Below are 25,608 nucleotides of genomic sequence, written 5' to 3' on the forward strand. Positions count from 1 at the left end.
CCGGATTTGGTTCCCTGCCCTGCCGCAACTGGGCGCCGGTCAAGTTGGGTGGAACTTTACCGGTGCCCAAAGGTCCAACCAACGGTCTATGGCGCTGTCCACGTTGCAGCGGCTACGATGAGCCAGACCATGCCAGCAGATTCCCCTACAGGGCAAGCGAATTCCGCGACTGAACGGCAGATGGGCGTGTGGGCGGCCACGGCCGTCGTAACCGGCGAGGCCATCTCGCTCGGAATCTTCCTTACACCCGCGGCCATGGCCCGCTCTCTCGGTTCGTCCACCCTGCTGGTCGCGGTCTGGTGCGGCATGGCCATCATGACGCTGGGTGGAGCGCTCAGTTTTACGGAACTCGCTGTTCGCAATCCGCAGGACGGCGGCGAGTACCTCTACCTCCGCCTCGGTTTCGGCCCGCAGGTCGCCTTCCTCTATGCATGGATGGCCGCGCTGGTCATGTACCCCGGCGTTGCCGCGTCGCTCTGCGTGGGAATTGTGCCTTATGTGCAGTCACTCATTCCCATCCCGCAGATGCTCATTCCGGCGGTGCCCGCGCTGATCCTTGCCGCGCTTGGCGCCATCAACTACGTCGGTATGCGCCTCAGCAGCCGGCTCATGACCGTCCTCAACTGGCTCAAGATACCCGTCCTGATCGCCCTGGTTGGATGGGCGTTCCTGGCCGGCCACGCATCCTCGTCGAATCTGCTGCCGCTGGCCACACGCCGCGCCGGTTCCGATCCTCTGGGTTTGGCGATTGCCGGAGCCGCCGTGAGCGCGTTTTTCTGCTTTGGCGGATGGTGGGAGGCGGGCAAGATCGCGGGCGAGGTCCGCAACCCGCAGCGCACGCTGCCGATCGCCTTCACAGGCGGCGTGCTGCTGGTCACCGCCCTCTATCTGCTGGTCAGCATCGGATTCGTCGCCGTCGTGCCGATGCAGAACATCCAGTCGAACACCGCATTTGTCGCGCAGTTCGGCGAATCTCTATTCGGTGCATCCGGCGGACGCGTGCTCTCGGCCTGCGTCATCCTCAGCGTAGTAGGGGGCCTGCTGGTCCTCAGCATGGCGGTTCCGCGCGTCACCTACGCTCTCGGCAAAGCCGAACCGATCGGCCCGCTCGGCGTCTTCGCGCGCCTTCATCCGCGCTTCGGCACCCCGGCAAATGCCGTCCTGTTGCAGACCGGCATGGCGCTGGTGATCCTGATGCTCGGCGCATTCGACCGCATACTGGCCTTCATCATCTTTTCGTCGGTTGTGTTCCTGGCTCTCACGGCGGCCACGCTGTTTCGAGGCCTGGCTCCGAAGGCATGGTGGTATCCCGTCGCACCCATCGTCTTCATTGCCGGCTGCGGAGCGCTGGCGCTGATGCTCATCGCCAGCAGAACGATCCCGTCGCTCATCGGCGCAGGCCTCGTTCTGCTTGGCCTGCCGGTGCGGTGGCTGATGACGCGCAGGGGAGTTGCTCCCACGGAGCTTGGCAACGCCGCCAGCGAGAACTGATCAGCAAGGCGATCGCTGATCGCGGCAACAGAGTGCGGCTCAACGCGCCCCCACTGTGGCCTACGCGGTGGCGGCGGACCTGGCCGCAGACTGGGCGGCCATCTCCTCCATCATCCTGACTGGATCAGGCCACGGCACGCGGAATCCCATCACGCGGGCGTAGCCGATTGCCTGGCCCATGTGCTCATCGGCGTGCGCCAGAATGCGGAGGTAGATGCGACGGTACGTAGTCACTTCGCTCCACAGCTGGCAGGTCGCCTCCATCTCTTCCGGCTTCATCGAACGCACCGCGGTCTTCACTGCTTCGAACGAGGTCCGCAGGAGGTCCAGCACGTCATCCTTGCTCGTGATGGTCTTTTGCATCGCAACGCTCTGACGGACCAGCATGAGCCACTGCTCAGGGCCTTCTTCAGCCGCCTGCGATCCGCGGAACTTCATCACCGCCGGGCTGCGCACGTCAGCCCCGTACAGCAACATCAGATTGCCAGCGGCGATGTGCACCAGCACCGCGGCAAAGGTGCGCGCGTCCTCCGCAGGACGCCAGTCGTAGGCTTCCTCCGGAACCGACTCAGCAAGCTCGATGATCTGCCTGGCGGGGATCTCTAGCTCCCACAGGTACTCGCGTTGAAACGTGGAAAGATTTTCCATGGCCACCTCCAAACGCAGCCTTCACGCCGCTCTGATTCGGAATCCGTCGGGATCCTTCCCTCGCACGCGGCGCCACCACACCTGGAAACTCGGAACGTTGATCGTCACAATGAACAAACGGCGCAGCTTGCCCGGCGGGCACGCCAGCGGCCGAACCCCATGCCACGAGTGAGGGGTGCGCTGGAACAACAGGCTGCTGTTGCCGCGCGGATCGATCGACGCCGCTACCTTCAACTGCTCGAAGCTCGGACCGGAGTGCGTCTTCCACTGCCGCTCGCTGTCGAGGATCAGGATTTGCCCGCCCCACGCGGCTTCCCAGTCCTCATCCGTATTGAAGTAGAAGATGTGCGTGGCCAGCTTGCGCGCGGCGTCACAGTGCGGGCTGACCGCGCAGCCCTCCCATGCGTAGTACCACTCGAACGTGGGTATGAACTGATGGTCTCCCAACATCGTGCGCAGCCAGTCCTGGTACACCGGCCCCCGCAGCTCATCGATGAACTCGAGCCACGGCTGCGCAACCGGAACACCGGGGCGGAAATGCAACAGGTAGCGGTCGTGCGGCGCCTGGCCATAGGCTCGTTGCACGCCGACCTGACGGTCGAACCCGGCCTCGATCGGGGGCAGACTCTGTCGCAGTGTCTCATGAGCTTCCGGCGTCAGAACATTGGGAATCTGCGTCCAGGGATACGGCTCCCGCTGCTGAAAAGCATCCGGACTGAGACTCTTGAGAACCTCGCGATTCAAAAATTCCATAGGCGCCCTCGTACCCATGGAGCACTGATGGGGGTGCGGCGGTCTGTGATTGTGGACACAGGCAGGCAGCAAGCAACGCTGATGAGGTCGGGCATAATTGCTACATGCTCAACCGCTTCCTCAGGCGCATCGCGCGATCAAACCCCCGCGGCGACTCCGAACTAGGAGGTGCCAGCGCCCCGGCGGAGATCGTCGAGCTTCGGTTGAGCGAGCCCCGGCCCTGGGTAGGAAAGTACCCCGAGATTCCGCCTCCGGAATCAGAGCTGAGTTTGCAGATGTTCGTCGCTCGGTTTGTTTGCGGTGATATTCACGGCGAAGATACCGCAGCGATCGCGCTCGACCTGCTCGAAGCCGGCTACGACACGCCCTCGCTTCGCCGCCTCGCGGGCGAGACGCAGGTGCATTGCGATCGCGATGCAGTTGAACTCATGGAGCGAATCACCAAGGAGGCTGGATTCCCAGTCCCGTTTCCGGTCCAGCAGGCCCGCATGCTGGTTTCGCGGCAGATCGCACGACTGGTGATTGCAGGGGAACGCGAGCCGTGGCGCGCTGTTGGCGACCTCGACAGCGTTTGGGGATGGTACTCAGAAGTCAACAATGGAGACGTGAATACCATTCGCCGTCTCGGGCACGATTTCGTTTGGGATCAGGAGGAGCAGAGGTTTCGACCAGTGGTAGACGCCGACCTTCTTGATAGCTTCGCGCGGCTGGCGAAGCTCACGGACGAGGAATGCGTTGCTCCTGGTGGAATGCGTTCCTAGCTCGTTACTCGTCTTTCTTGTCGGCGTTGCGGGCTTTGATCTTGAACCAGATGGGGGTGCCTTTGAAGCCGAAGGAGTCGCGGATCTGGTTTTGGAGGAAGCGCTCGAAGGCGAAGTGCAGCTTGATGTCGCGGTCGGTGAACAGCACAAACGTGGGGGGCGCCACCGCGGCCTGCGTCATATAGAAGATGCGGATGCGCTTGGCCATGGGCACCGGCGCTCGCTGGAAGTCGATCTTCTCCAGGAACCGGTTCATCTGCCCGGTGGTGACGCGCTTGCGTCGCTCGGCCGCGACCGCCTTCACCTCATGCAGCACGCGACCCATGCCCTTGCCCTCTTTGGCCGAGAGGAAGATTACCGGCGCGTAGTCAAGATACTTGAGGGCCTTGCGCAACTGCTCTTCGAAGATCTGGCGGTCTGCGGGGGGCTTGCCGTCGGTGCGGGCGGTGGTCACAGCATCCCACTTATTGACGACGATAATGACGGACCGGCCCGACTCATGCGCATAGCCGCCGATGGTCGCGTCCGATGCCGTCACGCCCTCGGTGGCATCAATCAACAGCAGCGCCACGTCTGCGGCTTCAAGGTGCCGCCGTGCCATGACTACTGACAGCTTTTCGGCCATCAGGTGCGTCTTGCCTTTGCGGCGGATGCCGGCCGTGTCGACGAAGCGCAGGCGCATGTCCTCGAACTCCACCAGCTCGTCAACGGCATCACGCGTGGTTCCAGCGATGGGCGATACGATCGCGCGCGTGGTCCCGGTGAGGGCATTCAGCAGCGTGGATTTGCCCACGTTGGGTCGGCCGATGATGGCGATAGAGGTCTCGTGCTGCTCAAACTCGCCGTGAGTCCGATGCAGCGCACGGTGCGGTTCGTCCTCTGAACCGGGCTCCAGCGGGCCGCCTTCGGAGACTTCGCGCTCCTCAGCGACCTCGTCTTCGGTCTCGGCGGACTGTTCAGCTGCGGTCACGGGAATCGCCTCCGCTACGGCGTCCAGTAGCTCGCCGATGCCCACACCGTGCTCGGCGCTTACGGGATACACCTCGCGAATACCAAGCTGGCGGAAGTTCTCCGCGGCTGCGGCCATGGCTTCGCCCTCGGCCTTGTTCACGGCCAGGAACACCGGCTTGCCGCCGCGCAGCAGCATGCGGACCAGGTCGTAGTCGGGGCTGGCAAGCTCCGTGCGCACGTCGACCACAAGGATCAACGCGTCGGCATCCTGGAGCGCCACGCGCGCCTGATTGAAGATCTCGGTGGGAATGAGCTCGGGGTCGTCAGGAACGATACCGCCCGTGTCCACCAGACGGAAGCGCCGGCCTCCCCACTCGTATTCGCCGTAGATGCGGTCGCGAGTGATGCCTGGCTCGTCGCCCACAATGGAGCGGCGGCTCTTGGTCAACCGGTTGAACAGCGTGGACTTACCCACGTTGGGGCGGCCCACGATGGCCACCAGCGGAAGGTTCTCCGCGCCCGCGCGGGTAGGGATTACGGATCGGCGATACGTCGGCAATGTCTTTCTCCTCAACGCCGGCGTCCGGCGGGTGCATCTTCCAGTTTCCGGGTTAGTAGAGAGCGGAGTCAAACGGAATAGGCGCACATTCGCCCCACATTCGCTTTCCCCCTATGATGGAAAGAGCCCGTTCCGATGGCCTCCACCATAGCCACAACCCGGACCCTGCCCACCCTGCACGAGTTCTTCGCGCCCGGAGGGATCCTCGCCAATTCACCGCTGCCGTACGAGTACCGGCCCGGGCAGTTGGAGATGGCCAAGGCCGTGGAGCGCGCCATGGCCGAGCGGCGGCACCTGATTGTGGAAGCGGGCACCGGCACCGGCAAGACGCTGGCCTATCTGCTGCCAGCCCTGCGGACCGGCCAGCGGGTCATCGTCTCCACCGGCACCAAGGCATTGCAGGATCAGCTCTACTTCCGCGACGTGCCTTTTCTCGAATCGTTGCTGGGCGACCTGCGGGTCTGCTACATGAAGGGCCGGGCCAATTACCTCTGCCGCCACAAGCTGGTCACGCTGCGCAATCAGCCGATTCTCTCGGGGCTGGAGGAGATCGACCAGTACCAGCAGATCGCTGAATGGGAGCAGACCACCGAGACCGGCGACCGGGCGGAGCTGTCCGGAATCCCGGAGGCCAGCGCGGTCTGGGCCAAGCTCGACGCGCGCTCCGACGCATGCCTGGGCCAGACCTGTCCAAGCTATCAGCGCTGCTTCATCACCGAGATGCGCCGCCGCGCCCTCGAGTCCGACATCATCATCGTCAACCATCACCTGTTCTTCGCCGACCTGGCGGTGAAACGGGAGATGGCGGGGGCGCCGGACGCCGGCATCCTGCCCGAAGCAGCAGCAGTGGTCTTCGACGAGGCGCATGAGTTGGAAGAGGTGGCCTCCAACTACTTCGGCCTGTCCGTCTCGAACGTGCGCTTTGAAGAGCTGGCACGCGACACCGATACGATGCTGCGCGGCAAGGAAGGTGCTCTGGGTCTGCCGGCGCTGACGGCGCAACTTCGCGACAGGGCGCGGATGTTCTTTGCCGAGCTGCCCATGGCAGGCGACGGGCGTCAGCCTTTCGCTGGGCGCGAGGAGTTCCTGGAAACGCGCGGGGACCTCTACACCGGCGTGCGCGCCACGTTGCGCCGCATCGAGGACGAGATCGGGAACCTCAAGGAAGTGGACGAAGCTCCCGGCATCCGCAAGCGCGTAGGCCGCCTGCGCAGCGAGCTCGAATTCCTGATGGAGTCGAACGCGAGCAACATTGTCTACTGGCTCGAGCGGCGCGCGTGGGGTGGCAACGAGCGCGACGGGGCCCGCCTGGGCAGACAGCAGAGTCGCACAACGTTTGTACAAGCCACGCCGATTGATGTGTCGGAGCTGCTGCACGAGCTCGTGTTCGAGACGATTCCGACGGTAGTGCTGACCTCGGCCACGCTCACCGTGCAGGGCGGCTTCGAGCACATGCGGAAGCGGCTGGGCCTGACCGAAGCGCGCCAGCTCATTGTGCCCTCACATTACAAGTACGGCGAGCAGGCTCTGCTCTACCTTCCTCCGGAAATGCCAGACCCGCGCGAGCCCGACTTTCCAGCGGCGGCGGCCGAGAAGATCCGCCGCATCCTCGACATTTCGAAAGGCCGCGCGTTTTGCCTCTTCACCAGCTACAGCCAGATGCGCGATGTCTACGAGCGTCTGCTGCCGGTGCTCGACTGGCCCATCTTGCTGCACGGCACCGCGCCCCGCAAGGCGCTGCTCGATGAGTTCCGCAACACGCCGAATGCCGTGCTGTTCGGCACATCGAGCTTCTGGCAGGGAGTGGACGTGCAAGGCGAAGCGCTGAGCTGTGTCATCATCGACCGCCTGCCGTTCGCCGTGCCTAACGATCCCGTGGTGCAGGCGCGCATGAAGGCAATCGAAGAAGCCGGCGGCAAGCCCTTCTTCGACTACCAAGTGCCGGAGGCGGTGCTGACGCTCAAGCAGGGCTTCGGCCGGCTGATCCGCTCGCTCGAAGATCGCGGGGTGCTGGTGCTGCTCGATCCGCGGATTCGACGGCAGCGGTACGGGCAAACCTTCCTTGCCAGCCTCCCGCCGTATCGCGTTAGCACGGATATCACCGACGTGCAAGCCTTCTTCTCTTGATCGCTTCTTCAGCGGCCCCTCACCGGACAGTCGAGTGAATCGCAACTGTCGTGTTAGGCATCTTCGCTTCATTGGTTCGAGAACCTGCAGGGAGGACAACGCCCCGGATGGATCATGTGAACTCGGTTGTGATCTTGCTTGTCGGACTCTTGTGCGCAGTGGCTGCGGTGGCCGGCCTGGCGCGCCGCTTTGCTGTTTCTTATCCCATCGCACTGGTTGTCTTCGGCCTGCTCTGCTCTCTTATCCCGCGCGTTCCAGATTTCCCGCTGCCGCCCTCCTTCGTCTTCATCGTTATCCTGCCCCCGCTGCTGTATATCGCTGCATGGCAGACATCGTGGCAGGAGTTCAAGTACAACCTCGTCTCCATCTCGAGCCTGGCGGTGTTTCTGGTGTTCTTCACCGCCATTGGCGTGGCATTCGCTGCACAGTGGTGGCTGCCTGGCTTCGACTGGCAACTCGGGTTCCTTCTTGGAGCGGTGGTGTCGCCCACCGATGCGGTAGCCGCCACATCCATCGCTCGGAAAGTCGGCATGCCGCAGGCAATCGTGGATGTCCTTGAGGGCGAAAGCCTGATCAATGACGCAACCGGACTGCTTGCGCTTCAATTCGGCGTGCAGATGGTGGTTGAAAGAACTGCCCCGTCGATGCTCCACGGAACGCTGGATTTCCTCTGGCTCACGGTGGGAGGCGTGCTCGTAGGAGTGCTGATCGGATTTACGGTGACCTGGCTGGAGCGGTGGGTTGACGATGGGCCGGTGGAGATCGCGCTTTCGCTCATCATCCCCTACGTGGCTTATCTTGCGGCGGACGCAATCCACGCATCAGGGGTCATTGCGGTGGTCTCTTGCGGGCTGCTGGTGAGCAGACAGAGCTCCCGCATCTTCTCGCCGCGGGTTCGCTTGCAGACTCTAGCTGTCTGGGACGCTGTCGAGTTCCTTCTGAACGGCTTTGTCTTCATTCTGCTGGGACTTCAGCTTCCACACGTGCTCGCCGGGATTCAGAATCGAGGCAAGCTCAGTGTTTTGGTCTATGCGCTGGTGTTTTCAGCGGTCCTGATCGTCCTGCGCATGGTGTGGATGTTCCCCGCGGCTCGTGCCTCCTGGTGGGTCCGTACGCGATTCGCCGGGCAGATTTACGAGATGCCCCGCCGGAATCAACTGTTTGTCCTGGGCTGGACGGGGATGCGGGGAGTAGTGGCGCTCGCTGCGGCAAATTCGCTTCCGCTGACGCTCGCGGATGGAAGGCCCTTCCCCGAGCGGGATCTCATCATCTTCCTGACCTTTTCGGTCATTGTGGTGACGATCGTCTTTCAGGGCTCATCTTTGCCCTTTCTCATCCGCCGACTCGGCCTGGCTCAGGTCGATTCAGGAGTGTGCGAAGAAGGAGAAGCTCGCCGGCTCCTGCTTCACGCTGCTATCGGTTTTCTTCAAGAGCGCGGCCAGGCCGCCGGAGAAGAAGCAAATCGCCACCTGTATGAGGACCTGCTGCACCAGTACGAGCACAAGCTCACGGAGGTTGATCCATGCGGCCCCGACGGCAGCCTGCCGGAACCATCGAAAGAAGGGGTTACTCTCGAGCGCATATTGCTGGATACAGTTCGGCGGGAACGCGCAGAACTGAACACGCTGCGTGCGAACGGCCGGATTGGGGATACCCTGTATCGCACTCTTGAACACGAACTCGATTTAAGTGAGAGCCGCCTGGATTAAGAGCTGCAACGCCGGGCCGCACTACCTCCACTGACGCGCGTTCGTCTGCTAAACTCGGCCTCCATGAACCGTTTCCTCGTCCGGCTCGCCTGCTCGGTGCTTCTTGTCGCTCCGCTTTGCGTTGCTCAGCAAACCATCCAGCTCTATCCGGGCGCAGCCCCCGGCACACCCGCGCAGACCTTCCCTGAAAAGCAGTACTACTCCGAGGCGTGGCACACCAATGTCGTCACCAACGTGTCGCAGCCCACGCTCACCGTCTTCAAGCCGACGAACGGAGAGAACACCGGCAGCGCGGTCGTCATCTGCCCAGGTGGCGGATACATGGCGCTCTCCATCGACAGCGAAGGCAACGATGTCGCCCGCTATCTCGCGGCGCGCGGCATGACCGCATTTGTCCTCAAGTACCGGTTGGCGCCCACGGATAAAGACGCGACGCAATTGTTCGGCAATTTGTGGGAACACGACCGCACCAAGCTGGAAACGATGATCAACCAGGATCTGCCGCTCGCGGTCGCCGACGGCGTGGCCGCCGTAGCTTACGTGCGCCAGCATGCGGCCGAGTGGGGCGTTGCGCCCGATCGCGTGGGCATCATGGGATTTTCCGCAGGTGGGGGCGTCACCGTCGGAGTGGCCTACGGATACAAGGCTGACAGCCGCCCGGCGTTTGTGGCCCCCATTTACGCGGGCGGCAACGACTTCACAAAGCTGACCGTCCCCGCAGATGCGCCACCGATGTTTATCGCGGCAGCCACCGATGACAACCTCGGCCTAGCGCCCGTTAGCCTGGGGCTCTATCGGCAGTGGACGCTCGCGAAGAAGTCCGCCGAGTTGCACATGTATGCCAGGGGCGGCCACGGCTTCGGCATGCGGAAGCAGAACATCCCCACCGATCACTGGATCGATCGGTTTGCGGAATGGCTCGAGCTGGAAGGCTTCCTCAAGAAGCAATAGACCGAGGGTGCGGCAGGCGTGGCCTTGCAGGTCTCCGCCTGCCGCTCTCCGTCACATTCCTCCCTGCTCCAACCACAGTCCTAGTAGAGCCACCAAATATTTCTCCGACGCCCGTGTGCAACCGGAGTTATATTGGCTGCTGCGATCCCACCGCTTACTCCCCGCGCCCGCTGCTAATTCCGGAGTAGGTAGCAAACCAACTTCCCATCCACTCATCCAGGAGAATCCGAATGGCAGGCAAGAAACAGACCACGCATGTTCTTCTCCCCGGCAGCAAACGGGCAAAAGATCCCAATGCCAAGAAGGTTGGGGCAGTGGACCCCAACAAACGCATCGATGTGACCATCGATCTCGCCGGGCCCGCACTTCCCGGCCCTGACGAAGCCGTTGGCCGGACCCTCACCCCCGAGGAGTTGACCGCGACGTATGGCGCCAGCCAGGCCGATGCCGACAAGGTTGCGAAAACGCTCAAGAAGTTCGGCCTCAAAGTGGAGGAGGTCCTGCTCGCCACTCGCAGCATGCGCGTCAGCGGAACCATCGCTCAGATGGAGCGCGCTTTCAAGCCCGGCCTGGTCCTGATGCACTCGCCAACCCAGGGGCAATATCGCGGCCGCCAGGGTACGCTTGAAATCCCGGCCGAGCTCAAGGGGATCGTAAAAGGCGTCCTGGGCCTCGACACTCGCGAGATGGCGCGCCGCAAGCGTGCCGCAGCAACAGCCGCCAAGGCATCATCGCTCGCACCGCTCACACCCGCGGACCTGGAACAGCGATATAAATTCCCGCCCGGCGATGGTACCGGGCAGACGATCGCCATCGCGGAGTTCGGCGGCGGCTACTTCGCCGCTGATGCTGCGGCGTACTGCACGAAATTTGGGCGCCCAGTCCCCACCATTCAAGCCGTGGCTGTGGATGCGCCGGCCTACACCTATCAGCAGATCCTTGCCCTGCCTCCGAACCTGCGCAAGGAGCAGTTGGACAACAGCGTCGAAGTCATGATGGATGTGCAGATCGTCGCGGGGCTCTGCCCCAAGGCAAATATCCTTGTCTATTTCTCGACCTTCGATCAGCAAGGCTGGGTCGACCTGCTCGACAAGGTCATCGCCGCACGCCCGGTCACGCTTTCTGTAAGCTGGGGCCTGCCGGAAGACGATTCGAGCTGGTCAGCGAACGCCCGCAACGCGATCGATAACCGACTCAACGCAGCGCGCCTGCTGGGCATCACCACGTGCATTGCCGCGGGCGACGACGGTTCCGGCGATGAGGAGACGGACGGTCGCGCGCACGTCGACTTCCCCGGCTCCAGCCCCAATACGCTTTGCGTGGGCGGCACCATGCTGAAGAAATCGAAGTCCAAAGTATCCGAAGTCGTCTGGTGGGACAAGCCTGGCACTCGTTCCGGCGGCGGGGGCGCCACTGGCGGAGGCGTCAGCGTCATTTACCCGCGCCCCAAATGGCAGACCGTAAAGGTCAAATCGCTTAACTCCAAGAGCATCGACGGCCGCGTGGTCCCGGACATCTCAGCGCTCGCCGGCGAGCCCTATTACGACCTCATCTTCACAGGCCAGGATTCGCCCAATGGAGGCACCAGCGCCTCGGCGCCGCTGTGGGCCGCGCTGATCGCGCGGGTGAACGCTCAATTACCTGCAACCAAGCAGCAGCGTTTCCTTACGCCTCTGCTGTATGGGAACGCCCCGAACGGCAAGCCCGTAGGGAAGAACGTCACCCGCGACGTCACCAGCGGCAACAACGCCTCGCATCCTGATCCCGGAAAGGGCTACCACGCTGCGGCCGGCTTCGATGCTGCCAGTGGCTGGGGCGTGCCCGACGGTGGCAAGCTGTTGAGCACTCTCACCGTCATCTGACGCAATGCTTCTGTGGGAGCGCAGGTGGCTGCGCTCCCCACAGAAGGAATCCGCTCACCGGAGTTGAGGCATTCTTTGGTTAGTTAAGGCGCGGTTAAGGTGAACGAAGCCACCTTCACCGCGCCTCCCAGTTCCTTCGTCGCGTAGTTGAAGATCGCGTAGCGATTGCCCATGAAGAACATCCACTCGTTGTTTAACGTAAACGGATGGCCGATGGGCTTGAAGTTCCTGCCGTCTGTGCTCCAGGAGAACGTCGCCTTGCGGCCGGGTCCGGGATGTACATCCACCGAGGCGCGCAGCCAGATGCGCCTGCCGAGGAGCGGCTCGCTCGCCACCTCGGTTCCCTTGCTGGCGGTATTCCAGTCGCGGCCGGCGATCCTGAGGCCATCCTCCATTGCAACCTTCCAGGTGTCTCCCTCACGCTTTACGCCAACCCACGCGGACCACTGCTTGAAGATGGCTAGTCCGGCGCGGTCTCCATCCTTCATGCGCGAAACATCCATCTCGATGGTGGCGGTCGATTGCGGCCCCAGGATGCGATGCGTAAGCGTGTTGCGGGCCATGTAAAGGTCGTCCGTGAGGGTGGCTGCCTGCAGCCTGAGTCCGTGCTCGAGCGACCACTTGGAATTGTCGGGATTATGGTTCCACTCCCACTCCGGCCCGAGCGCCTTGCCTGCGAAGCGGTCGGTTCCAGTATGAGCTTTGAGGGGATGAGGCGGCAGAGGATACGGATAACTCAGCCCCCACGTGTTGTCTTGCATCTCGATGTGCGGCCAGCCGTCGGCGTCCCACTTAATCGGCGCCAATGCGGGGATGCGCCCGCCGGGGTAGGAGTCGATGAATGCCATGTAATACCAATCGCCCTTCTGCGTCTGAACGATGCCGCCCTGGTGCGGCACGCCCCCGCCTTCAATCGGGCTCTTCGTATCGAGGAGCAGTTTCTGCATGGTGTAAGGGCCGAAGGGGCCGTGGGTCGACTTCAGGACGTACTCGCCGTTGGCCGGCCGCGTGGTGAAGATGTAGTAGTTGCCGTTGACCTTGTAGAAGCGCGACCCTTCCAGCGTCTTGACCTCAGGCGGCGTCTGGAAGATCACCTGCGACTTCACTTCCCGCGTGCCGTCAGGCGAGAGCTGCGCCACATGCATGGTGGTGTTGCCGTAGGCGACGTACATCGTGTCGTCGTCATCGATGAGGAGGCCGGCGTCGTAGTAGCAGTTATCGAGGACGGCATGCCGTTTCCAAGGGCCTTCAACAGTCGGCGCCGTGTAGATATAGGTCTTCTTGAACTCGATGCAACCGCCCCAGTAGAACGTCTTGTTGCTTTTGCGATAGTTCAGGAACGAGGCCCAGGTGCCCTTGTTGTAGGCATTGCCGCCGTTCAGGTCGTAGGGGGGACCGAAGTCGAGCACAGGCACGGAGTGGCCGACGTACTCCCAGTTCACCAGGTCGTAGGAGCGCAGGATGGGCGCTCCGGGCGAGTAGTGCATGTTCGATGCCGAGTAATAAAAGGTGTCGCCCACGCGGAAGATATCGACATCCGCCAGGTCCTCCCACAACACCGGGTTCTGGAACGACGCTGTCTGCGCGGTTTGTGGCCCGGGCTGCGTCTGCGCGGAGCGGGCGAAGATGAGACCGGCCGCCAGCAGAAGGGCGGCGGACGAGCCAAAGCAGCGGCGTATACAGGGCATGACTTCTCTCCAGGGGCCGGCGCCCTCTACGATGCACAGACTGGCGGCGGAATGGCTTTGGAGAGATTCTAACGGCACGCAGTTCAGTGCGCTCGCGGTCCTCTGGCGAACCACTTCTGAAACATGAAATCCCGTCCCTACCTTTCGCGCAGTCTTATAGCGCGAAAGGTAGGGGACCAGGTGGGCGTACACCTCACTGGAATCGCCCCTGTGGCTGCTACTCCGCCCTTAGCGCATCCACCGGATTCACGCTGGCGGCGCGCCGCGACGGTAGATAACACGCCACGCTCGCCGTAAGCAGCAGCACCACTGTAATTGCCGCATACGTGAGCGGATCGAACGGGCTTACGTTGAACAAGATCGAAGACAGCAGGCGCATGACCCCGAAGGCCACCACCAATCCGGTCGCCGCGCCTATCAGTGTCAGCATGATTCCCTGTCGCACGAATAGACCAACCAGACCCGAGCGCTGCGCGCCCAGCGCCATGCGGATCCCCACCTCGCGCGAGCGCTGCGCAACCGTATACGAGATCACCCCGTAGATTCCAATCACTCCCAGCAGCAGAGCCATTGTTCCCGCTGCCGACAGCAGAACCAGTGTGAATGACGTCCGTGCCATCGACTTCCGGTACATCTCATCCATGGTCATGGGATTGGCCAGCGGGTTGTTGGCGTTGACCTGCCAGACTGCCTGCTCGATTTCATGCAGGAATGCCTGCGATCCCGCTTGCGGCGAGCGGATAGTAAAGGAGACGCCTCGCTGCACGTCGAGCTTCTGGCCTTCGAAGTTCGCACGGAGGATCGGCCAGTAGACGGTGGTGGGGGCGGGTTTGTCCACGCCGTCGTAATGCACGTCTTCCGCTACGCCGACGACTTCGCGCCAATCATCAGTGCTGGCAACTCGGATCTTCTTGCCGAGAGCGGCCTGGGCAGAACCCCACCATTCGCGAGCCATGTTCTCAGAGATCATGGCGACGGGGAGCTTGTTATAGGTGTCGTCCCAGGTCATCTCGCGGCCGGCCACGATGCGCGTGCCCATGGTGGCAAGGTATCCGGGGCCGATCATGTTGAAGCGACGAATGGGCGGGATTTTGCCCTGACTCATCTCGTGGTCCTGGGCGTAGAGGACGTCGTTATTGCTCGAGCCGGAGAGCGGGACGGTGCTGGAGATGCTGACGCCGGTGACGCCGGGCAGGGCGGAGAGCCGGTTGGAAATCTCCTGGAATTGGCGCATGACCCGTTCTGCCTGCGCATCGGGAATCTGGCTGTCCGGGACATAGAAGCGGAAAGTCTCAAGGCTCTGGTGCGCATTGAAACCGGGGTCGACGCGAGTCAGGGCGAGGAATGTGCGGATCATGAGGCCCGAGCAGAGCAGCAGCACCAGCGCCATGGCCACCTGAACGACGACGAGGGTCTTGCGAGCGCGGAGGCGATCGCGGCCCTGGCTGAGAGCGCGGCCGCCTTCGCGCAGCCCGGTGGTAGCGCGGAGTCCGGCGAACTTGGCGATGGGCAGGATGGCGATAAAGAAGCTGGTGAGCAGCGCCAGGCCTGCGGTAAACAGCAGAGCGTAGAGGTCGACATGGATCTCATGCAGACGCGGTAGGCCTTGCGGCGCTGCCCAGATAAGCGCTCGCAAGCCGGCGTAAGCAAGGCCGAGGCCGATGAGGCTTCCCAGGAGACCGAGGACGAGGCTCTCTGCAACAAGTTCGCCGGCCGTTCGGCCCCAGCTTGCGCCCAGGGCAGAGCGGATGGCGAGTTCCTGACGGCGCCCTTCCACCCGCACCAGCAGAAGGTTCGCAACATTGGCGCAAGCCACCAGCAGGACCAGCGCCAGCGCACCCATCACTACCCAGAGAACATTGCCGATGTCGCCGATGACGTCCTTCTTCAGCGCATGCACGCTCGAAGAGAGGCGGACCGATTCGAATAACGCCTCGGAGAATCCCTCCGGGGGAGGAAAACTGTGGAAGGCGATGGGAATCAGGCGATCAAGATCGGCGCTGGCCTGTTCCATTGTGACGCCGGGCTTGAGCCGCGCCAGCGCCTCATAACTGTAGTTGCCCAGATGCGTCTTGCTGCGGTCCCACGCCATGGGAACGACGAGGTCCACCTTGTCGTAATCGAGGAACTGAAAGCCGCGTGGGAGCACTCCGATAATCTGGCGTGCATTGCCGTCCATCGTAATGCTCTGCCCGATCACCGAGGTGGCGCCGCCGAACTTTTTCTGCCAGTAGCCATAGGAGAGCAACACGGTTTTGGGCGCGGACGCCGTGTCGTCCTCGCGGGTGAACAGACGGCCGAGGGCGGGCTTAACTCCGAGAAGCGGAAGTGTGCCATCGGTGACATCGAGACCCGGCACATGCTCCGGGTCGCCGGAGCCCGAGACGTTGAAAGCATCGCCGTTGTAGACGCCGATGTCTTCCAGCGTCTTGTTCTGCTCGCGGTTGATGAAGTAGTGCGAGGGGGCGATGTTCAGGTCACCCTGAAAATTGATCCCGGGAGCCCGGTACCACACTCCAATCAATCGGCCGGGGTCGGGATACGGCAACGCCTTCAGCAGCACGTTCTCCACCACAGTGAAGATCACGGTATTGGCGCCGACTCCGACGGCTAAAGTCAGCAGCGTGATCGCGGTAAACATGGGCGCGCGTCCCAGCCGCCGGACAACCTGCCTCAATTGAACAAACCACCTAGCCATCGAATAGACCTCCGCCGCGAGAATGCCGTATACGAAAGGCTTGCAATTGCCATTCCATCCTTACGGAGCCGAAACAGTCCGCAAGTTACTTGTTTTCAGCTCCGGCCGCCCGCGACCGAAAGCCCGCCGCGGTCCAAACCCGAACCGGGTGTGCGATTCCGAACAGCTTCCCGGGCATCATCGGCGCCCAGCCCGCCTCGACCGTAGACAATGAAATACGACGAGACCCTATGCACCTGAATCCTCACGACGTCCTCATCGTCATCGACGTGCAGAACGACTTCTGCGCGAGCGGCGCTTTGGCTGTGCCGGATGGCGATGCCATCATTCCGCTCATCCACGAGCTCGCGCCCTTGTTTGCGCACGTCATCCTCACCCAAGACTGGCACAGCCCGCAGCATTTGTCGTTTGCGAGCGCGCATCCCGGCAAGCGGCCGTTCGAGAACATCGAGGTGAGCTACGGTGAGCAGACCCTGTGGCCCGAGCACTGCGTGCAGCGGACTCTGGGTGCAGAGTTTCATCCTGATCTGCACCTGCCGCAGGCCGAGCTGATCCTACGCAAGGGTTTCAATCCGCAGATCGATTCCTACTCGGCGTTCTACGAGAATGACCGCACCACGGCTACCGGACTCGGTGGCTATCTGCGAGAACGCGGCCTAAAGCGCGTGTTTCTCGTTGGCCTGGCCTACGACTACTGTGTCGGCTACTCGGCTCTGGACGCACGCGGCCAAGGCTTTGAGGCTATCGCCGTCCGCGACGCCTGCCGCTCCATTGGCCTCGGAGATTCTGTAGCGCAGATGGAGGCCGAATTTGCCGCGGCTGGCGTGAAGGTGATTGACTCGCGGGAGCTACTCAATGGCCGCTGACCTTACAATGGGATCTGGTCTTTCCGCATCCAATGTCCCGCAACTTCTACATTCTCGGCGCTACGCTGGGGTTCTTCGCGCTGCTCTCGGCGGGGATGTCGTTTGTGCCGGCCAGCTTTCAGCCGGGGCTGCCCGCCAACGGCTCCATGTGGCGCACCATCGCCCTGTTCCTGATGCTTGCCGGGCTGGCGTGCGCGTTTATTGGCGTCATGACAAACCTGTTCGAGCAGGTGGATCGCCGTAGCGAAGCATCTCGCCTCGCGGCCCGGCGCAAGCGCCGCAAATCCGGGGAATAGCCGACGGTCCGGCACCGCCGCCGCGCAACGACTAAAATCAATAGCAGAGGGATACTTTCCCGCAGGCGATTCAAAAGCTCATGTACGAAGTCAATGTGGAGGCCGGTTTTTCCTCCGGACACTACCTCCGCAACTATCACGGCCGATGCGAGAACCCGCACGGGCATAACTACAAAGTGCGAGTCACGCTGATGGGCCGCGAGCTGGACGGAACAGGCCTGCTGCTCGATTTCAAGATGCTCAAAGAGGTGCTGCGACCGGTCGTCGATCGCATCGACCACCAGATGCTCAATGACCTGGAGCCGTTCACCACGCTTAATCCCTCAGCCGAAAACATCGCCCGCTACTTCTTCGACCAGACTAACGAGCAGCTTGCCGAGATGACCGGCGGCCGCGTGCGCGTGAAGGACTGCACCATCTGGGAGACGGATACTACTTCCGCGACTTACTACGAGTAGGCACCTGCGGTGCAGCCAACTGCGGCTACGCCGCGCCAGCTTAATCCATCTGGCTCGACTTCGACTGCAAATACTTGTCGAACGGAATCTCGAAGTAGAAGAGGTCTTTCCCCTCTGCATCGCGCAGGGCGTGCAGGTGCAGCTTGGCTCCCTTCAGCGGGTGATCGAGTTGCGATACGTCGTAGAACAGGAAGCCAGCGCGGGTGGTATGCGGCTCCACAACCAGCGCTGCGTACTCGAAGGTGTTGAAGTCGGTCTCGAGGTCTTTGCTGCTGAACTTCGGCTTGGTTTTGATGGGGGGTAGAGGCGCAGGAAGCGGGATGTGGCCGCTCTTGCGCTCCCTCATGGTGATCAGGCGTTCGATGTCCTCTGGTTCTGCGGCCTGGATGCGATCGCCCGCTGCCGTTTGGAAGAGGATGCGCGCATCGCGCAGCGAGATGGGCTTGTCGCTGTTGTTGGTCACCACCAGGCGAATGGGCATCACTCCATGGGAGAGGTAGTCGATGCGAAAGATCGATTCTTTTTGTCGCGTGTCATAGGGCTCGGCCGCGATGGCGATCTGTTCCTTGTCGTGCACCTCGACTGCGGCGAAGCTGGTCGCCGGCTGGACGGGGGGCGGCGTGTGGTCGCTTGCAAAGACCGGAGCGCCAAGGCCAAGGATCAAAAGGGAGATGGGTCGGAAGAGCCTCACAGGCTTCGACTGTATCATCGAAGGGTTAGACCGCAGGAAGGCTGAGATGGTTTTCGAATCACCTGCGGATTTCAGCGGAAGATTAGCGCGCGGGTAAGGCTGAGCTGTAAGCCCAAGCGAATCTGAAGCTGTCAAAGCTCGGGGGCAGACGCAATTCGTCGCGCATGATTCTGTTCGTCTACAACGTGGCGCTCGTCGTTGGACTGGTGGTCAGCGCTCCGTGGTGGCTGTGGCGGATGGCGACCACCCACAAGTACCGCGAAGGCCTGGCCGAGCGCCTCGGCAGAGTGCCCGAGCGGCTCTTGAGCGATCCCGATACCAGGCCGGTGATCTGGATCCACGCTGTTTCGGTGGGCGAAGTGCTGGCCGTCTCGCGCCTCATCGGCGAGTTGGATCACGCGCTGCCAGAGCATCGCATTCTGCTATCAACCACTACGCGCACCGGACAGGAGCTGGCCCGCCAGCGGATCGGCGCTCACCGCGTATTCTATGCACCACTCGATCTGCCGTGGGCCACGCGCGCCTACCTGAACGCACTGGGGCCGGAGCTGCTCGTCCTCGCCGAGACGGAATTCTGGCCGAATCTGCTGGCTGGGTGTTTTCGGCGTCGGATCCCGGTGGCAGTCGTCAATGCGCGAATTTCCGACCGCTCCTGGCCGCGCTACCGGGCGCTCCGCGCATTGTGGAGGCCGCTTCTCTCGCGACTGAGTGCAGTACTGGCCCAGAGCGAGCTCGATGCAGAGCGGCTCCGCGCGCTCGGATGCCTGCCGGATCGCGTCAGCGTGGCCGGCAATCTCAAGTTTGATATCCGCGCCGCGCAGGAGGCCGACGCGACGCGGTTGCTCCGGCGATTGGCACCCGACGCCGTCTTCGTGGTGGCAGGCAGCACGCTTGAAGGCGAGGAATCAGCGGTCATCGCCGCGCACCGGTCGGTGCTGCCGCAGTATCCGTCCTTGATCACCGTGCTCGCGCCGCGCCATCCGGAGCGCTTCGATTATGTCGCGGCCGTGCTGGCCGCTTCGGGCGTGCCGTCGGTCCGGCGATCATCGTGGCTCGGCAACGAAGCGCCGAGCCTGCTCAGTCGGGGCCAGATCGTCCTGCTCGACAGCATCGGAGAGCTCGCATCTGTGTATTCGCTGGCCAGCGTGGCCTTCGTGGGCGGCAGCCTTGTGCCCGCCGGCGGGCATAATCCGCTGGAACCGGCGCAGTTCGGCGTGCCCATCGTGATGGGGCCGCACTACGCCAACTTCCGCTCCATCACTGAAGATTTGCGCGCGCACGACGCACTGCGGATCGCGCACAAAGAAAATCTGTGGCCGACATTCGACGAACTGCTGGGCGACCGCGAGCTGGCACAGGCCATCGGCCAGCGAGCGCGCGAGGTGTTCGAGCAGCAGGCGGGCGCAACCGCACGATGCGTGGATGCGATTCGCGCGATTGTGGAGCGCCACGCATGAGGCTTCGGCCGCTGCTGGCGCCACTCACGCCTCTCTATCGGCTGGGTTTGGCACTACGCGAGCGCCGGCTGGCGAGCGGCAAGGAGCCGATCCGGAAGCTGAAGTTCCCCGTGATCAGCATCGGCAATCTCGCTATCGGAGGCGCTGGCAAGACTCCCATGGCCATCGCACTTGCGAAGGCGCTCACCGCGCGCGACTTCCACGTCGATGTGCTGTCACGCGGCTACGGCCGAAGCAGCAAGGCTGCGGCGCGGGTTCGTCCAGAAGGAACTGAGGACGAATTCGGGGACGAGCCGCTGTTGATCGCGAGCCAGGCCGGTGTACCGGTCTATGTTGCAGCGCAGCGCTATGATGCAGGGATCTTAGCTGAATCGAATATCGCCGTCGGCTCGCGCGCCCTTCACATTCTCGACGATGGCTTTCAGCACCGCCAGCTTCATCGTGATATCGACATTCTGCTGCTGAGCGGCCGCGATCTGGAGGACCATCTCCTGCCGGCGGGCAATCTACGTGAAGCATTGCATGCAGCGGATCGGGCGCATGTGATCGCCATTCGTGCTGTAGAGCCGGAGACGGAATCCAAAATCCGCGCGCGTGGATGGAGCGGCCCGATATGGCGCCTGCATCGACAAATGGACATCCCGCCAGCCGATGCGCCCGTGTTGGCTTTCTGCGGCATCGCGCGCCCCGAGCAGTTCTTTGACGGACTGCGCGAAGCGGGAATGGACGTCGCCGCAACGAAGACATTCCGAGACCATTACAGCTACACGCAAGAGGTCCTCGACTGGCTGGCGGATCGGGCAGGCCGCACCGGAGCGAGCGCCCTAATCACCACCGAAAAGGATGTGGTACGCCTTAGAGGACTTAAGCCTGCGCTGCCCGTCCTCACTGCCGGCCTTCGCACTGAGATTCAGGACGAGTCCGCTGCGATCGAATGGCTGCTCTCACATGTCAAAGCCGCCGCAGAATCCTGACTCGGCGCCGCCCGACCTGACGGGAGCGGCTATGGCCGCGAGCCGCCCACGGTGAGGTCGATGTTGGTCACGTGCTCGCTCGCTTCTGTCTCGGGCACCGTGCCGTCGTTCACCCGGACCTCCATGGGCCTGCCCGGAATCACCAGACGCTCCGTCGCCTTCTGCCTCGCCTGTACACGCACGCGCCTCGTGACCGAATTATCCGATGTCCTCAACGTGATGGGCACCTCGGCCGAGGCATAACCACTGTTCGAGATGCTCACGGCGACCAGCGTATTGGGTCCCTGCGAAGTGGGAAACACGCTGTCCACTGTCAGGTCCGGAAGGCCCTTATCGGCATCCACCCAGTCGGCGAAGAACCACCGCAGATCGTGCCGCGTCCCGGCCTGCTCCACCAGGTTCTCGAAGTGGTGGTCATCGGCGAGCTCCTTCGCAGGATCGTAAGCCCGCAAGGCCGCAGAAAGAGCCGCGTCGCCCACCAGGTCACGCAGCATCCAAAACACGTAAGCCGCCTTGGTGCGGTAGTAGACCGGAGAGATGGACTGCGCCAGCGGCTGACCCGGCCCAGCAGCAGGGCTGGGCGGCTCAGCGATGGTCAGCGCATCGCGCCCGGCAGCCAGTGCGGTCAACGCCTTGTCCCTTCCCTGCTGTTTCTCGATCCACAGCGTACCCATAAAGTGGGCGACACCCTCGCCCAGCCACGCACGCGGCGATTGCATCCAGGCATGCGTCAGGGCATGAGCCATGATGCCGTCGATCTGGTCTGGCGGAGCGTCACGAAGATTCGTAGCAAGCAGCGCACCCGTTTCGAACGGAGCATCCGCGCGGTCGGGTAGATCGAGCAACGTAAGCTGCGCTCGCGGACGCTGGCCTAGCCAGCCCTGCAGGAACGGCGTAACTCGGTCAGCTGCTTCGGACCAGAGCTGGGCGTTCACGGCGTTGTCAGACGTCACCCACTCGGTGAGATTCTGGCCTGAGTGCGAGTTGCGTTCGGCCACGAAGAGGCTGGGCGCCTCGAACCCAAGCGTCGTTGCTTCGGTCTGCGCAACCGCGACTCCCGCCACCTCCTCGGAGCCTTGGTCCATCACCGTAAGTGCGACGGGATGCCCGTTGATGATCGCGACATTCGGCGCTTGTCCGTGCGGGAACTCGACTGCCAGATGCATGCGGAACTGAGCGCCTGCCTCCCGCAGCTTATGCTCGCCCATCTCGTCGAAGAGCTTAGCTCCGTCTCCGAGCATGACCGGGACCGATGCGACCGGGTACCACACAACGTTGCCGAATCCTCGAATGCCGGTGAATCCCGACCCGATCTCATCCCAGTCCGAGTGCAGAGCGACGTCGTCGGGAGTTCCGATTGCCAGGAGCCTCTGCGCACTCTTCTCGATGGCGCCGGAATAAGTAGCATCAATCGAAAGCGTCGCGCCGGGAGCAAGCGGTGCGGCGAGCGAGATCGTTGCCTCGCGAAGCCGCCCGGTGTGATCAGCATCGGAGTTCACGACCGCCACCTGGAAGAGAGCGTCCTTGCCGTTGGCGAGGATCCGCTCCCAGTTGAGCGACGAGGAGATCTGCAGCGGAACGTGGGAGAGCGCCCCTTTGCCGTCATTGCGGATCGTCATGAGGACGCGCGCGGCCATCCGATGCTCTACGGGCCGCAGGTGTACATCCATGTCCAACGCTGTGAAGGTGACGGCCTGGCGGTCAGCATCCTGGGCAGACACGGCACCCGCGGCCTGCGCCTTCGGATGAGTCTCAGGGCTCGCGGTGGTCGTGGTGTTCCCGTTCTCGTCGGTAGAGCGGGAGAAGACGACCTTCCCCCTCGGGTGGGCGGGGCTCTGAGTCGATGACGGCGCCGGAGGCGTGGTCGTCTGCGCGGACCCATGCGTACTGACCGCAAACAAGCTGAACAGCGCTGCACAAACGCCGCGCGAAAGAACAAACTTCACGAACTGCAACCTTCCTGGCTCCTGGGCCGGGGTCAACCGCGCCTTCGGCGCCAAATACAACTTCAAGAGCCAAGACCTTTCTGCTTTTTAGGTTTGGACGCGCCGAACGGGGCGGAGGAAGCACCCGCCGCGGCAGCACGGCGCTGGCGAAATGCCTCATAGAGCACAACCGCACCGGCAGCGGACACATTCAGCGAACTGACTCCACCTGCCATGGGAATGCGGAGAAGGTGGTCGCAGGTGCGGCGGACAAGGTCGTGCAGTCCTGCGCCCTCGCGCCCCAGCACAAGAACGCAGTCGCCCGTGAAATCGAAGCGGTCGTAGTCAGTCTCCCCGCGCTCGTCCAGGCCGATGATCCAAAGATTGTTGGCCTTAAGCTCCTCGAGGGCCCTGACCAGGTTCACCACCCTCGCGATGCGCAGGTGCTCCGATGCGCCCGCGCTGGCCTTTACCGCCACCGGGCTGAGCGGAGCGGAACGGCGCTCCGTGAGGACAACGCCATCAACACCGGCACCATCGGCCACGCGGAGCAGCGCGCCCAGGTTCTGCGGGTCCTCGACGCCATCGAGCGCGAGCATGAGCCGCCGGCTTGAGGCACCGCCGGGCGCTTCGAACAGGTCCTCGATGGCCAGCATCTCTTTGGGACGCACCACGGCGACGACTCCCTGGTGAGCGCTGGTTCCGGCCACGTGCGTAAGCTGCTCGCGGGGTTCCGAGCGAACGCGCACCCCGGCTTGGCGGCACTGAGAGACCAGTTGTTCCACGCGCGCGTCATGACGTTCGCGGGCCACAAGCACATGATCGAAACGGCGGCGGCCGGCGCGGAGCGCCTCTTCCACTGCATGCACGCCGTAGAGAATGTCCATCCTGATAGTTTAGTGCCCGCGCTCAACTGGATTCGACCGTTCAATGCCTTCACGGCGGACTTCCTGGCCCGCTTACAATGGTTTTTCACCGTGCACCTGCAAAGAAGAAGCCCCTTGCAGACGTGTGCGGATCCGCCTGTTTGTTCGGGAGGGATGAGTGAACGGCGATCGCCCGAAGCTCGCTGTCTTTTTCGACGCAGAGAACGTCAGTCTGCAGTACGCGGCGCCAATCCTGCGGGAACTCTTCTCAGAATGGGAGATTCATCTCAGGAGAGCCTACGGATCGAACGTGATCGCGCAGCAGGAGGTCCTGCGCGAACTCAGCATCGTTCCGGTAGAAGTCCTGCGAAATATCAATACGAAGAACGCTGCGGACCTGACCCTCGCGGTCGATGCGATGGAGGAGTTGTGCCTGGGATTCAGCGACGGGATCTGCATCGTCTCAGGGGATTCGGACTTCACGCGCCTCGTGCAGCGAATCCGTGAAAGAGGTAAGAGCGCAATCGTCTACGGCAATGCGAACACTCCTGCATCGCTTCGGAACGCCTGCACGGCCTTTCACCTCGTTGGTGTGAAACAAGTCAAGAGCAAGTCCCCCAAGCCGCCCGCAAAGCCCAAGGCTGTTCCGAAGCAAGCCCGGAGCGGAAAAGCTGACGCTAAACAGTCTCCAAATGGGAGCCTGAAGTTCAAGTCTGCGAAGACTGCGGCGGACCTTCAAAACATGGATGCGAAGACAATCGCGTCCCTTCGGCAGAATCTTCGGCGGGCGTTCCAGGAGTATCAAGCCAAGTCCGGGGGCAACTCGCTGGGAGAATTCGGCAATTTCATTCGACAGACCCATCCGAAACTCCATCAACGAAATTTCGGCTTCGCCCATCTTCGCCCGCTGCTGACGAAGCTGGGCGGTTTCCACTTCGAAGCTGTTCGCGGAGAGAGGGGCTCGATCTCGGGTTATCGCCTCTCCCTTCTAAAAGAGCCGAGGCAGAAGACCGCCTAGAACCGCGGGTCGCGCCCGTTGTAGACTCCAACTTACCAACCGGCGGCAGAGTCCAGGCAGCGACAGGCCGAGCGGAAGTGGACCATGACGGCTCATTCCACAAAGACCTTTCGCACCACCCTCGTACCGTCAGGCATGGGCCTCCAGTCCAGCTTCGCCATTCTGCCTTTCGACATCGCCAAGGCCTGGCCCGGAATGAAGGTCCGTCGCGTCAAGGGGGAGATCAACGGCTTCGCCTTTCAGACAGCCCTGTTCCCCACCCCCAAAGGCCACGGATTCATCGTCAACAAGAAAATGCTCGCCGGGGCAGGCTTGCGGCAGGGCGATCGCGCAGAGATTCGCGTTGAGCCCGACCTGGAACCCCGCAAAGAGGCCGTGCCAGAGGAACTGCTCCGCGCCATGAAGGGGGCCGCCGGCCTGCGGAAGTGGTTCGAAAAGCTCCCCGCGGGCCATCGCCGCTGGATCTCCCACATCGTCTCCGAGCCAAAATCGGCCGCATCACGCCAGAAACGCGCCGAGGAGATGGCCGAGCGGCTCTACCTGACGATGGAAGGAGAGCTGGAAACCCCGCCGATTCTTCGGGCGGCGTTTCAGCGCCAGCCCCTGGCAGAGGCGGGCTGGAAGGCGCTCACCCCCATCCAGCGGCGGAATAACCTCTTTATGGTCTTCGGTTGCCGGTCAGCCGAGACACGAGAAAAGCGCGTGCAGGCGGCCATCGACACTGCCCTCAACAAGTCCCGGGGCGGTTCAGGTAATTCCCGCTCCGAAAGAAGCGCGATGCGGTCCGATTGGGATCGGGATACCTGGGAAGTGTAAAGATTTGTAAACACCTGCCGATTCTTAGACTTTGCACCCAGCC

21 protein-coding genes are annotated in these 25,608 nt (G+C 62.7%); 13 read left to right on the plus strand and 8 right to left on the minus strand.

Going from position 1 to position 25,608, the window contains the following annotated elements; genetic code table 11:
- The first annotated feature begins 129 nt into the window (after positions 1–129).
- Positions 130–1,491 carry an APC family permease gene (locus MOP44_RS03285; protein ID WP_260794474.1) on the plus strand — a complete coding sequence of 454 codons (1,362 nt, stop codon included), beginning with the start codon at positions 130–132 and terminating at the stop codon, positions 1,489–1,491.
- A 60-nt stretch (positions 1,492–1,551) separates the two neighbouring features.
- Here the strand turns inward: MOP44_RS03285 and MOP44_RS03290 are convergent, their stop codons facing one another.
- The gene (locus MOP44_RS03290) at positions 1,552–2,139 is read right to left on the minus strand and encodes a DinB family protein (protein WP_260794475.1); all 588 of its coding nucleotides are present in this window, start codon (positions 2,137–2,139) and stop codon (positions 1,552–1,554) included.
- A 21-nt stretch (positions 2,140–2,160) separates the two neighbouring features.
- Positions 2,161–2,892, minus strand: a complete 732-nt coding sequence (locus MOP44_RS03295; RefSeq protein WP_260794476.1) for a 2OG-Fe(II) oxygenase — start codon at positions 2,890–2,892, stop codon at positions 2,161–2,163.
- Between the two features lie 104 nt (positions 2,893–2,996).
- Between MOP44_RS03295 and MOP44_RS03300 the strand changes: the two genes are divergently transcribed.
- Positions 2,997–3,653, plus strand: a complete 657-nt coding sequence (locus MOP44_RS03300; protein WP_260794477.1) for a hypothetical protein — start codon at positions 2,997–2,999, stop codon at positions 3,651–3,653.
- A gap of 4 nt (positions 3,654–3,657) precedes the next feature.
- Here the strand turns inward: MOP44_RS03300 and der are convergent, their stop codons facing one another.
- On the minus strand, positions 3,658–5,163 hold the full coding sequence (gene der / locus MOP44_RS03305; RefSeq protein WP_260794478.1) for a ribosome biogenesis GTPase Der: 1,506 nt from the start codon (positions 5,161–5,163) through the stop codon (positions 3,658–3,660).
- A gap of 135 nt (positions 5,164–5,298) precedes the next feature.
- On the opposite strand from der, the gene MOP44_RS03310 reads away from it, so the two are divergent.
- The 4 genes from MOP44_RS03310 (at position 5,299) to MOP44_RS03325 (ending at position 11,812) form a co-directional block, all read left to right on the plus strand.
- On the plus strand, positions 5,299–7,290 hold the full coding sequence (locus tag MOP44_RS03310) for an ATP-dependent DNA helicase (RefSeq protein ID WP_260794479.1): 1,992 nt from the start codon (positions 5,299–5,301) through the stop codon (positions 7,288–7,290).
- A 107-nt stretch (positions 7,291–7,397) separates the two neighbouring features.
- Positions 7,398–8,999: a Na+/H+ antiporter gene (locus MOP44_RS03315; protein WP_260794480.1), complete on the plus strand. Its 1,602-nt coding sequence runs from the start codon at positions 7,398–7,400 to the stop codon at positions 8,997–8,999.
- Positions 9,000–9,062: 63 nt separating this feature from the next.
- Entirely contained in the window at positions 9,063–9,950 is an 888-nt protein-coding gene (locus tag MOP44_RS03320) for an alpha/beta hydrolase (protein WP_260794481.1), read from the plus strand.
- 230 nt (positions 9,951–10,180) lie between these two features.
- On the plus strand, positions 10,181–11,812 hold the full coding sequence (locus MOP44_RS03325; protein WP_260794482.1) for a S53 family peptidase: 1,632 nt from the start codon (positions 10,181–10,183) through the stop codon (positions 11,810–11,812).
- An 83-nt stretch (positions 11,813–11,895) separates the two neighbouring features.
- Here MOP44_RS03325 and MOP44_RS03330 read toward each other — a convergent pair whose 3' ends face one another.
- Complete coding sequence (locus tag MOP44_RS03330; RefSeq protein ID WP_260794483.1) at positions 11,896–13,500, minus strand: glycoside hydrolase family 43 protein; 1,605 nt, start codon at positions 13,498–13,500, stop codon at positions 11,896–11,898.
- 217 nt (positions 13,501–13,717) lie between these two features.
- Positions 13,718–16,198, minus strand: coding sequence for an ABC transporter permease (locus MOP44_RS03335; protein WP_260794484.1), 2,481 nt, complete (start codon positions 16,196–16,198; stop codon positions 13,718–13,720).
- A gap of 230 nt (positions 16,199–16,428) precedes the next feature.
- On the opposite strand from MOP44_RS03335, the gene pncA reads away from it, so the two are divergent.
- The 3 genes from pncA (at position 16,429) to queD (ending at position 17,818) form a co-directional block, all read left to right on the plus strand.
- Positions 16,429–17,064, plus strand: coding sequence for a bifunctional nicotinamidase/pyrazinamidase (gene pncA, locus MOP44_RS03340; protein ID WP_260794485.1), 636 nt, complete (start codon positions 16,429–16,431; stop codon positions 17,062–17,064).
- A gap of 32 nt (positions 17,065–17,096) precedes the next feature.
- Positions 17,097–17,360 (plus strand): hypothetical protein, encoded by a 264-nt coding sequence (locus tag MOP44_RS03345; RefSeq protein WP_260794486.1) that lies wholly within the window; start codon positions 17,097–17,099, stop codon positions 17,358–17,360.
- 80 nt (positions 17,361–17,440) lie between these two features.
- Positions 17,441–17,818 (plus strand): 6-carboxytetrahydropterin synthase QueD, encoded by a 378-nt coding sequence (queD, locus tag MOP44_RS03350; protein WP_260794487.1) that lies wholly within the window; start codon positions 17,441–17,443, stop codon positions 17,816–17,818.
- A gap of 40 nt (positions 17,819–17,858) precedes the next feature.
- On the opposite strand, the gene MOP44_RS03355 is transcribed toward queD, so the two are convergent.
- The gene (locus tag MOP44_RS03355; RefSeq protein WP_260794488.1) at positions 17,859–18,509 is read right to left on the minus strand and encodes a hypothetical protein; all 651 of its coding nucleotides are present in this window, start codon (positions 18,507–18,509) and stop codon (positions 17,859–17,861) included.
- Positions 18,510–18,673: 164 nt separating this feature from the next.
- Here MOP44_RS03355 and MOP44_RS03360 point away from each other — a divergent pair, with 164 nt between their 5' ends.
- Entirely contained in the window at positions 18,674–19,966 is a 1,293-nt protein-coding gene (locus tag MOP44_RS03360; RefSeq protein WP_260794489.1) for a 3-deoxy-D-manno-octulosonic acid transferase, read from the plus strand.
- The gene (gene lpxK, locus MOP44_RS03365; protein ID WP_260794490.1) at positions 19,963–20,940 is read left to right on the plus strand and encodes a tetraacyldisaccharide 4'-kinase; all 978 of its coding nucleotides are present in this window, start codon (positions 19,963–19,965) and stop codon (positions 20,938–20,940) included. The genes MOP44_RS03360 and lpxK overlap by 4 nt, the downstream gene beginning before the upstream one ends.
- 29 nt (positions 20,941–20,969) lie before the next feature.
- Here lpxK and MOP44_RS03370 read toward each other — a convergent pair whose 3' ends face one another.
- Entirely contained in the window at positions 20,970–22,886 is a 1,917-nt protein-coding gene (locus MOP44_RS03370; RefSeq protein ID WP_260794491.1) for a M1 aminopeptidase family protein, read from the minus strand.
- A 62-nt stretch (positions 22,887–22,948) separates the two neighbouring features.
- Positions 22,949–23,752 (minus strand): 23S rRNA (guanosine(2251)-2'-O)-methyltransferase RlmB, encoded by an 804-nt coding sequence (gene rlmB, locus MOP44_RS03375; protein WP_260794492.1) that lies wholly within the window; start codon positions 23,750–23,752, stop codon positions 22,949–22,951.
- 157 nt (positions 23,753–23,909) lie between these two features.
- On the opposite strand from rlmB, the gene MOP44_RS03380 reads away from it, so the two are divergent.
- Together MOP44_RS03380 and MOP44_RS03385 are read left to right on the plus strand one after the other, a co-directional pair.
- On the plus strand, positions 23,910–24,749 hold the full coding sequence (locus MOP44_RS03380) for an NYN domain-containing protein (RefSeq protein WP_260794493.1): 840 nt from the start codon (positions 23,910–23,912) through the stop codon (positions 24,747–24,749).
- A gap of 84 nt (positions 24,750–24,833) precedes the next feature.
- On the plus strand, positions 24,834–25,565 hold the full coding sequence (locus MOP44_RS03385; RefSeq protein ID WP_260794494.1) for a YdeI/OmpD-associated family protein: 732 nt from the start codon (positions 24,834–24,836) through the stop codon (positions 25,563–25,565).
- Positions 25,566–25,608: the final 43 nt, after the last annotated feature.

Origin of the sequence: Occallatibacter riparius, from assembly GCF_025264625.1 — a bacterium.
Lineage (GTDB): Bacteria > Acidobacteriota > Terriglobia > Terriglobales > Acidobacteriaceae > Telmatobacter > Telmatobacter riparius.

Coding starts and splice junctions, on each gene's coding strand:
- MOP44_RS03285 (WP_260794474.1), top strand. CDS start 130: ATGCCAGCAGATTCCCCTACAGGGCAAGCGAATTCCGCGACTGAACGG.
- MOP44_RS03290 (WP_260794475.1), bottom strand. CDS start 2,139: ATGGAAAATCTTTCCACGTTTCAACGCGAGTACCTGTGGGAGCTAGAG.
- MOP44_RS03295 (WP_260794476.1), bottom strand. CDS start 2,892: ATGGAATTTTTGAATCGCGAGGTTCTCAAGAGTCTCAGTCCGGATGCT.
- MOP44_RS03300 (WP_260794477.1), top strand. CDS start 2,997: ATGCTCAACCGCTTCCTCAGGCGCATCGCGCGATCAAACCCCCGCGGC.
- MOP44_RS03310 (WP_260794479.1), top strand. CDS start 5,299: ATGGCCTCCACCATAGCCACAACCCGGACCCTGCCCACCCTGCACGAG.
- MOP44_RS03315 (WP_260794480.1), top strand. CDS start 7,398: ATGGATCATGTGAACTCGGTTGTGATCTTGCTTGTCGGACTCTTGTGC.
- MOP44_RS03320 (WP_260794481.1), top strand. CDS start 9,063: ATGAACCGTTTCCTCGTCCGGCTCGCCTGCTCGGTGCTTCTTGTCGCT.
- MOP44_RS03325 (WP_260794482.1), top strand. CDS start 10,181: ATGGCAGGCAAGAAACAGACCACGCATGTTCTTCTCCCCGGCAGCAAA.
- MOP44_RS03330 (WP_260794483.1), bottom strand. CDS start 13,500: ATGCCCTGTATACGCCGCTGCTTTGGCTCGTCCGCCGCCCTTCTGCTG.
- MOP44_RS03335 (WP_260794484.1), bottom strand. CDS start 16,198: ATGGCTAGGTGGTTTGTTCAATTGAGGCAGGTTGTCCGGCGGCTGGGA.
- pncA (WP_260794485.1), top strand. CDS start 16,429: ATGCACCTGAATCCTCACGACGTCCTCATCGTCATCGACGTGCAGAAC.
- MOP44_RS03345 (WP_260794486.1), top strand. CDS start 17,097: ATGTCCCGCAACTTCTACATTCTCGGCGCTACGCTGGGGTTCTTCGCG.
- queD (WP_260794487.1), top strand. CDS start 17,441: ATGTACGAAGTCAATGTGGAGGCCGGTTTTTCCTCCGGACACTACCTC.
- MOP44_RS03360 (WP_260794489.1), top strand. CDS start 18,674: ATGATTCTGTTCGTCTACAACGTGGCGCTCGTCGTTGGACTGGTGGTC.
- lpxK (WP_260794490.1), top strand. CDS start 19,963: ATGAGGCTTCGGCCGCTGCTGGCGCCACTCACGCCTCTCTATCGGCTG.
- rlmB (WP_260794492.1), bottom strand. CDS start 23,752: ATGGACATTCTCTACGGCGTGCATGCAGTGGAAGAGGCGCTCCGCGCC.
- MOP44_RS03385 (WP_260794494.1), top strand. CDS start 24,834: ATGACGGCTCATTCCACAAAGACCTTTCGCACCACCCTCGTACCGTCA.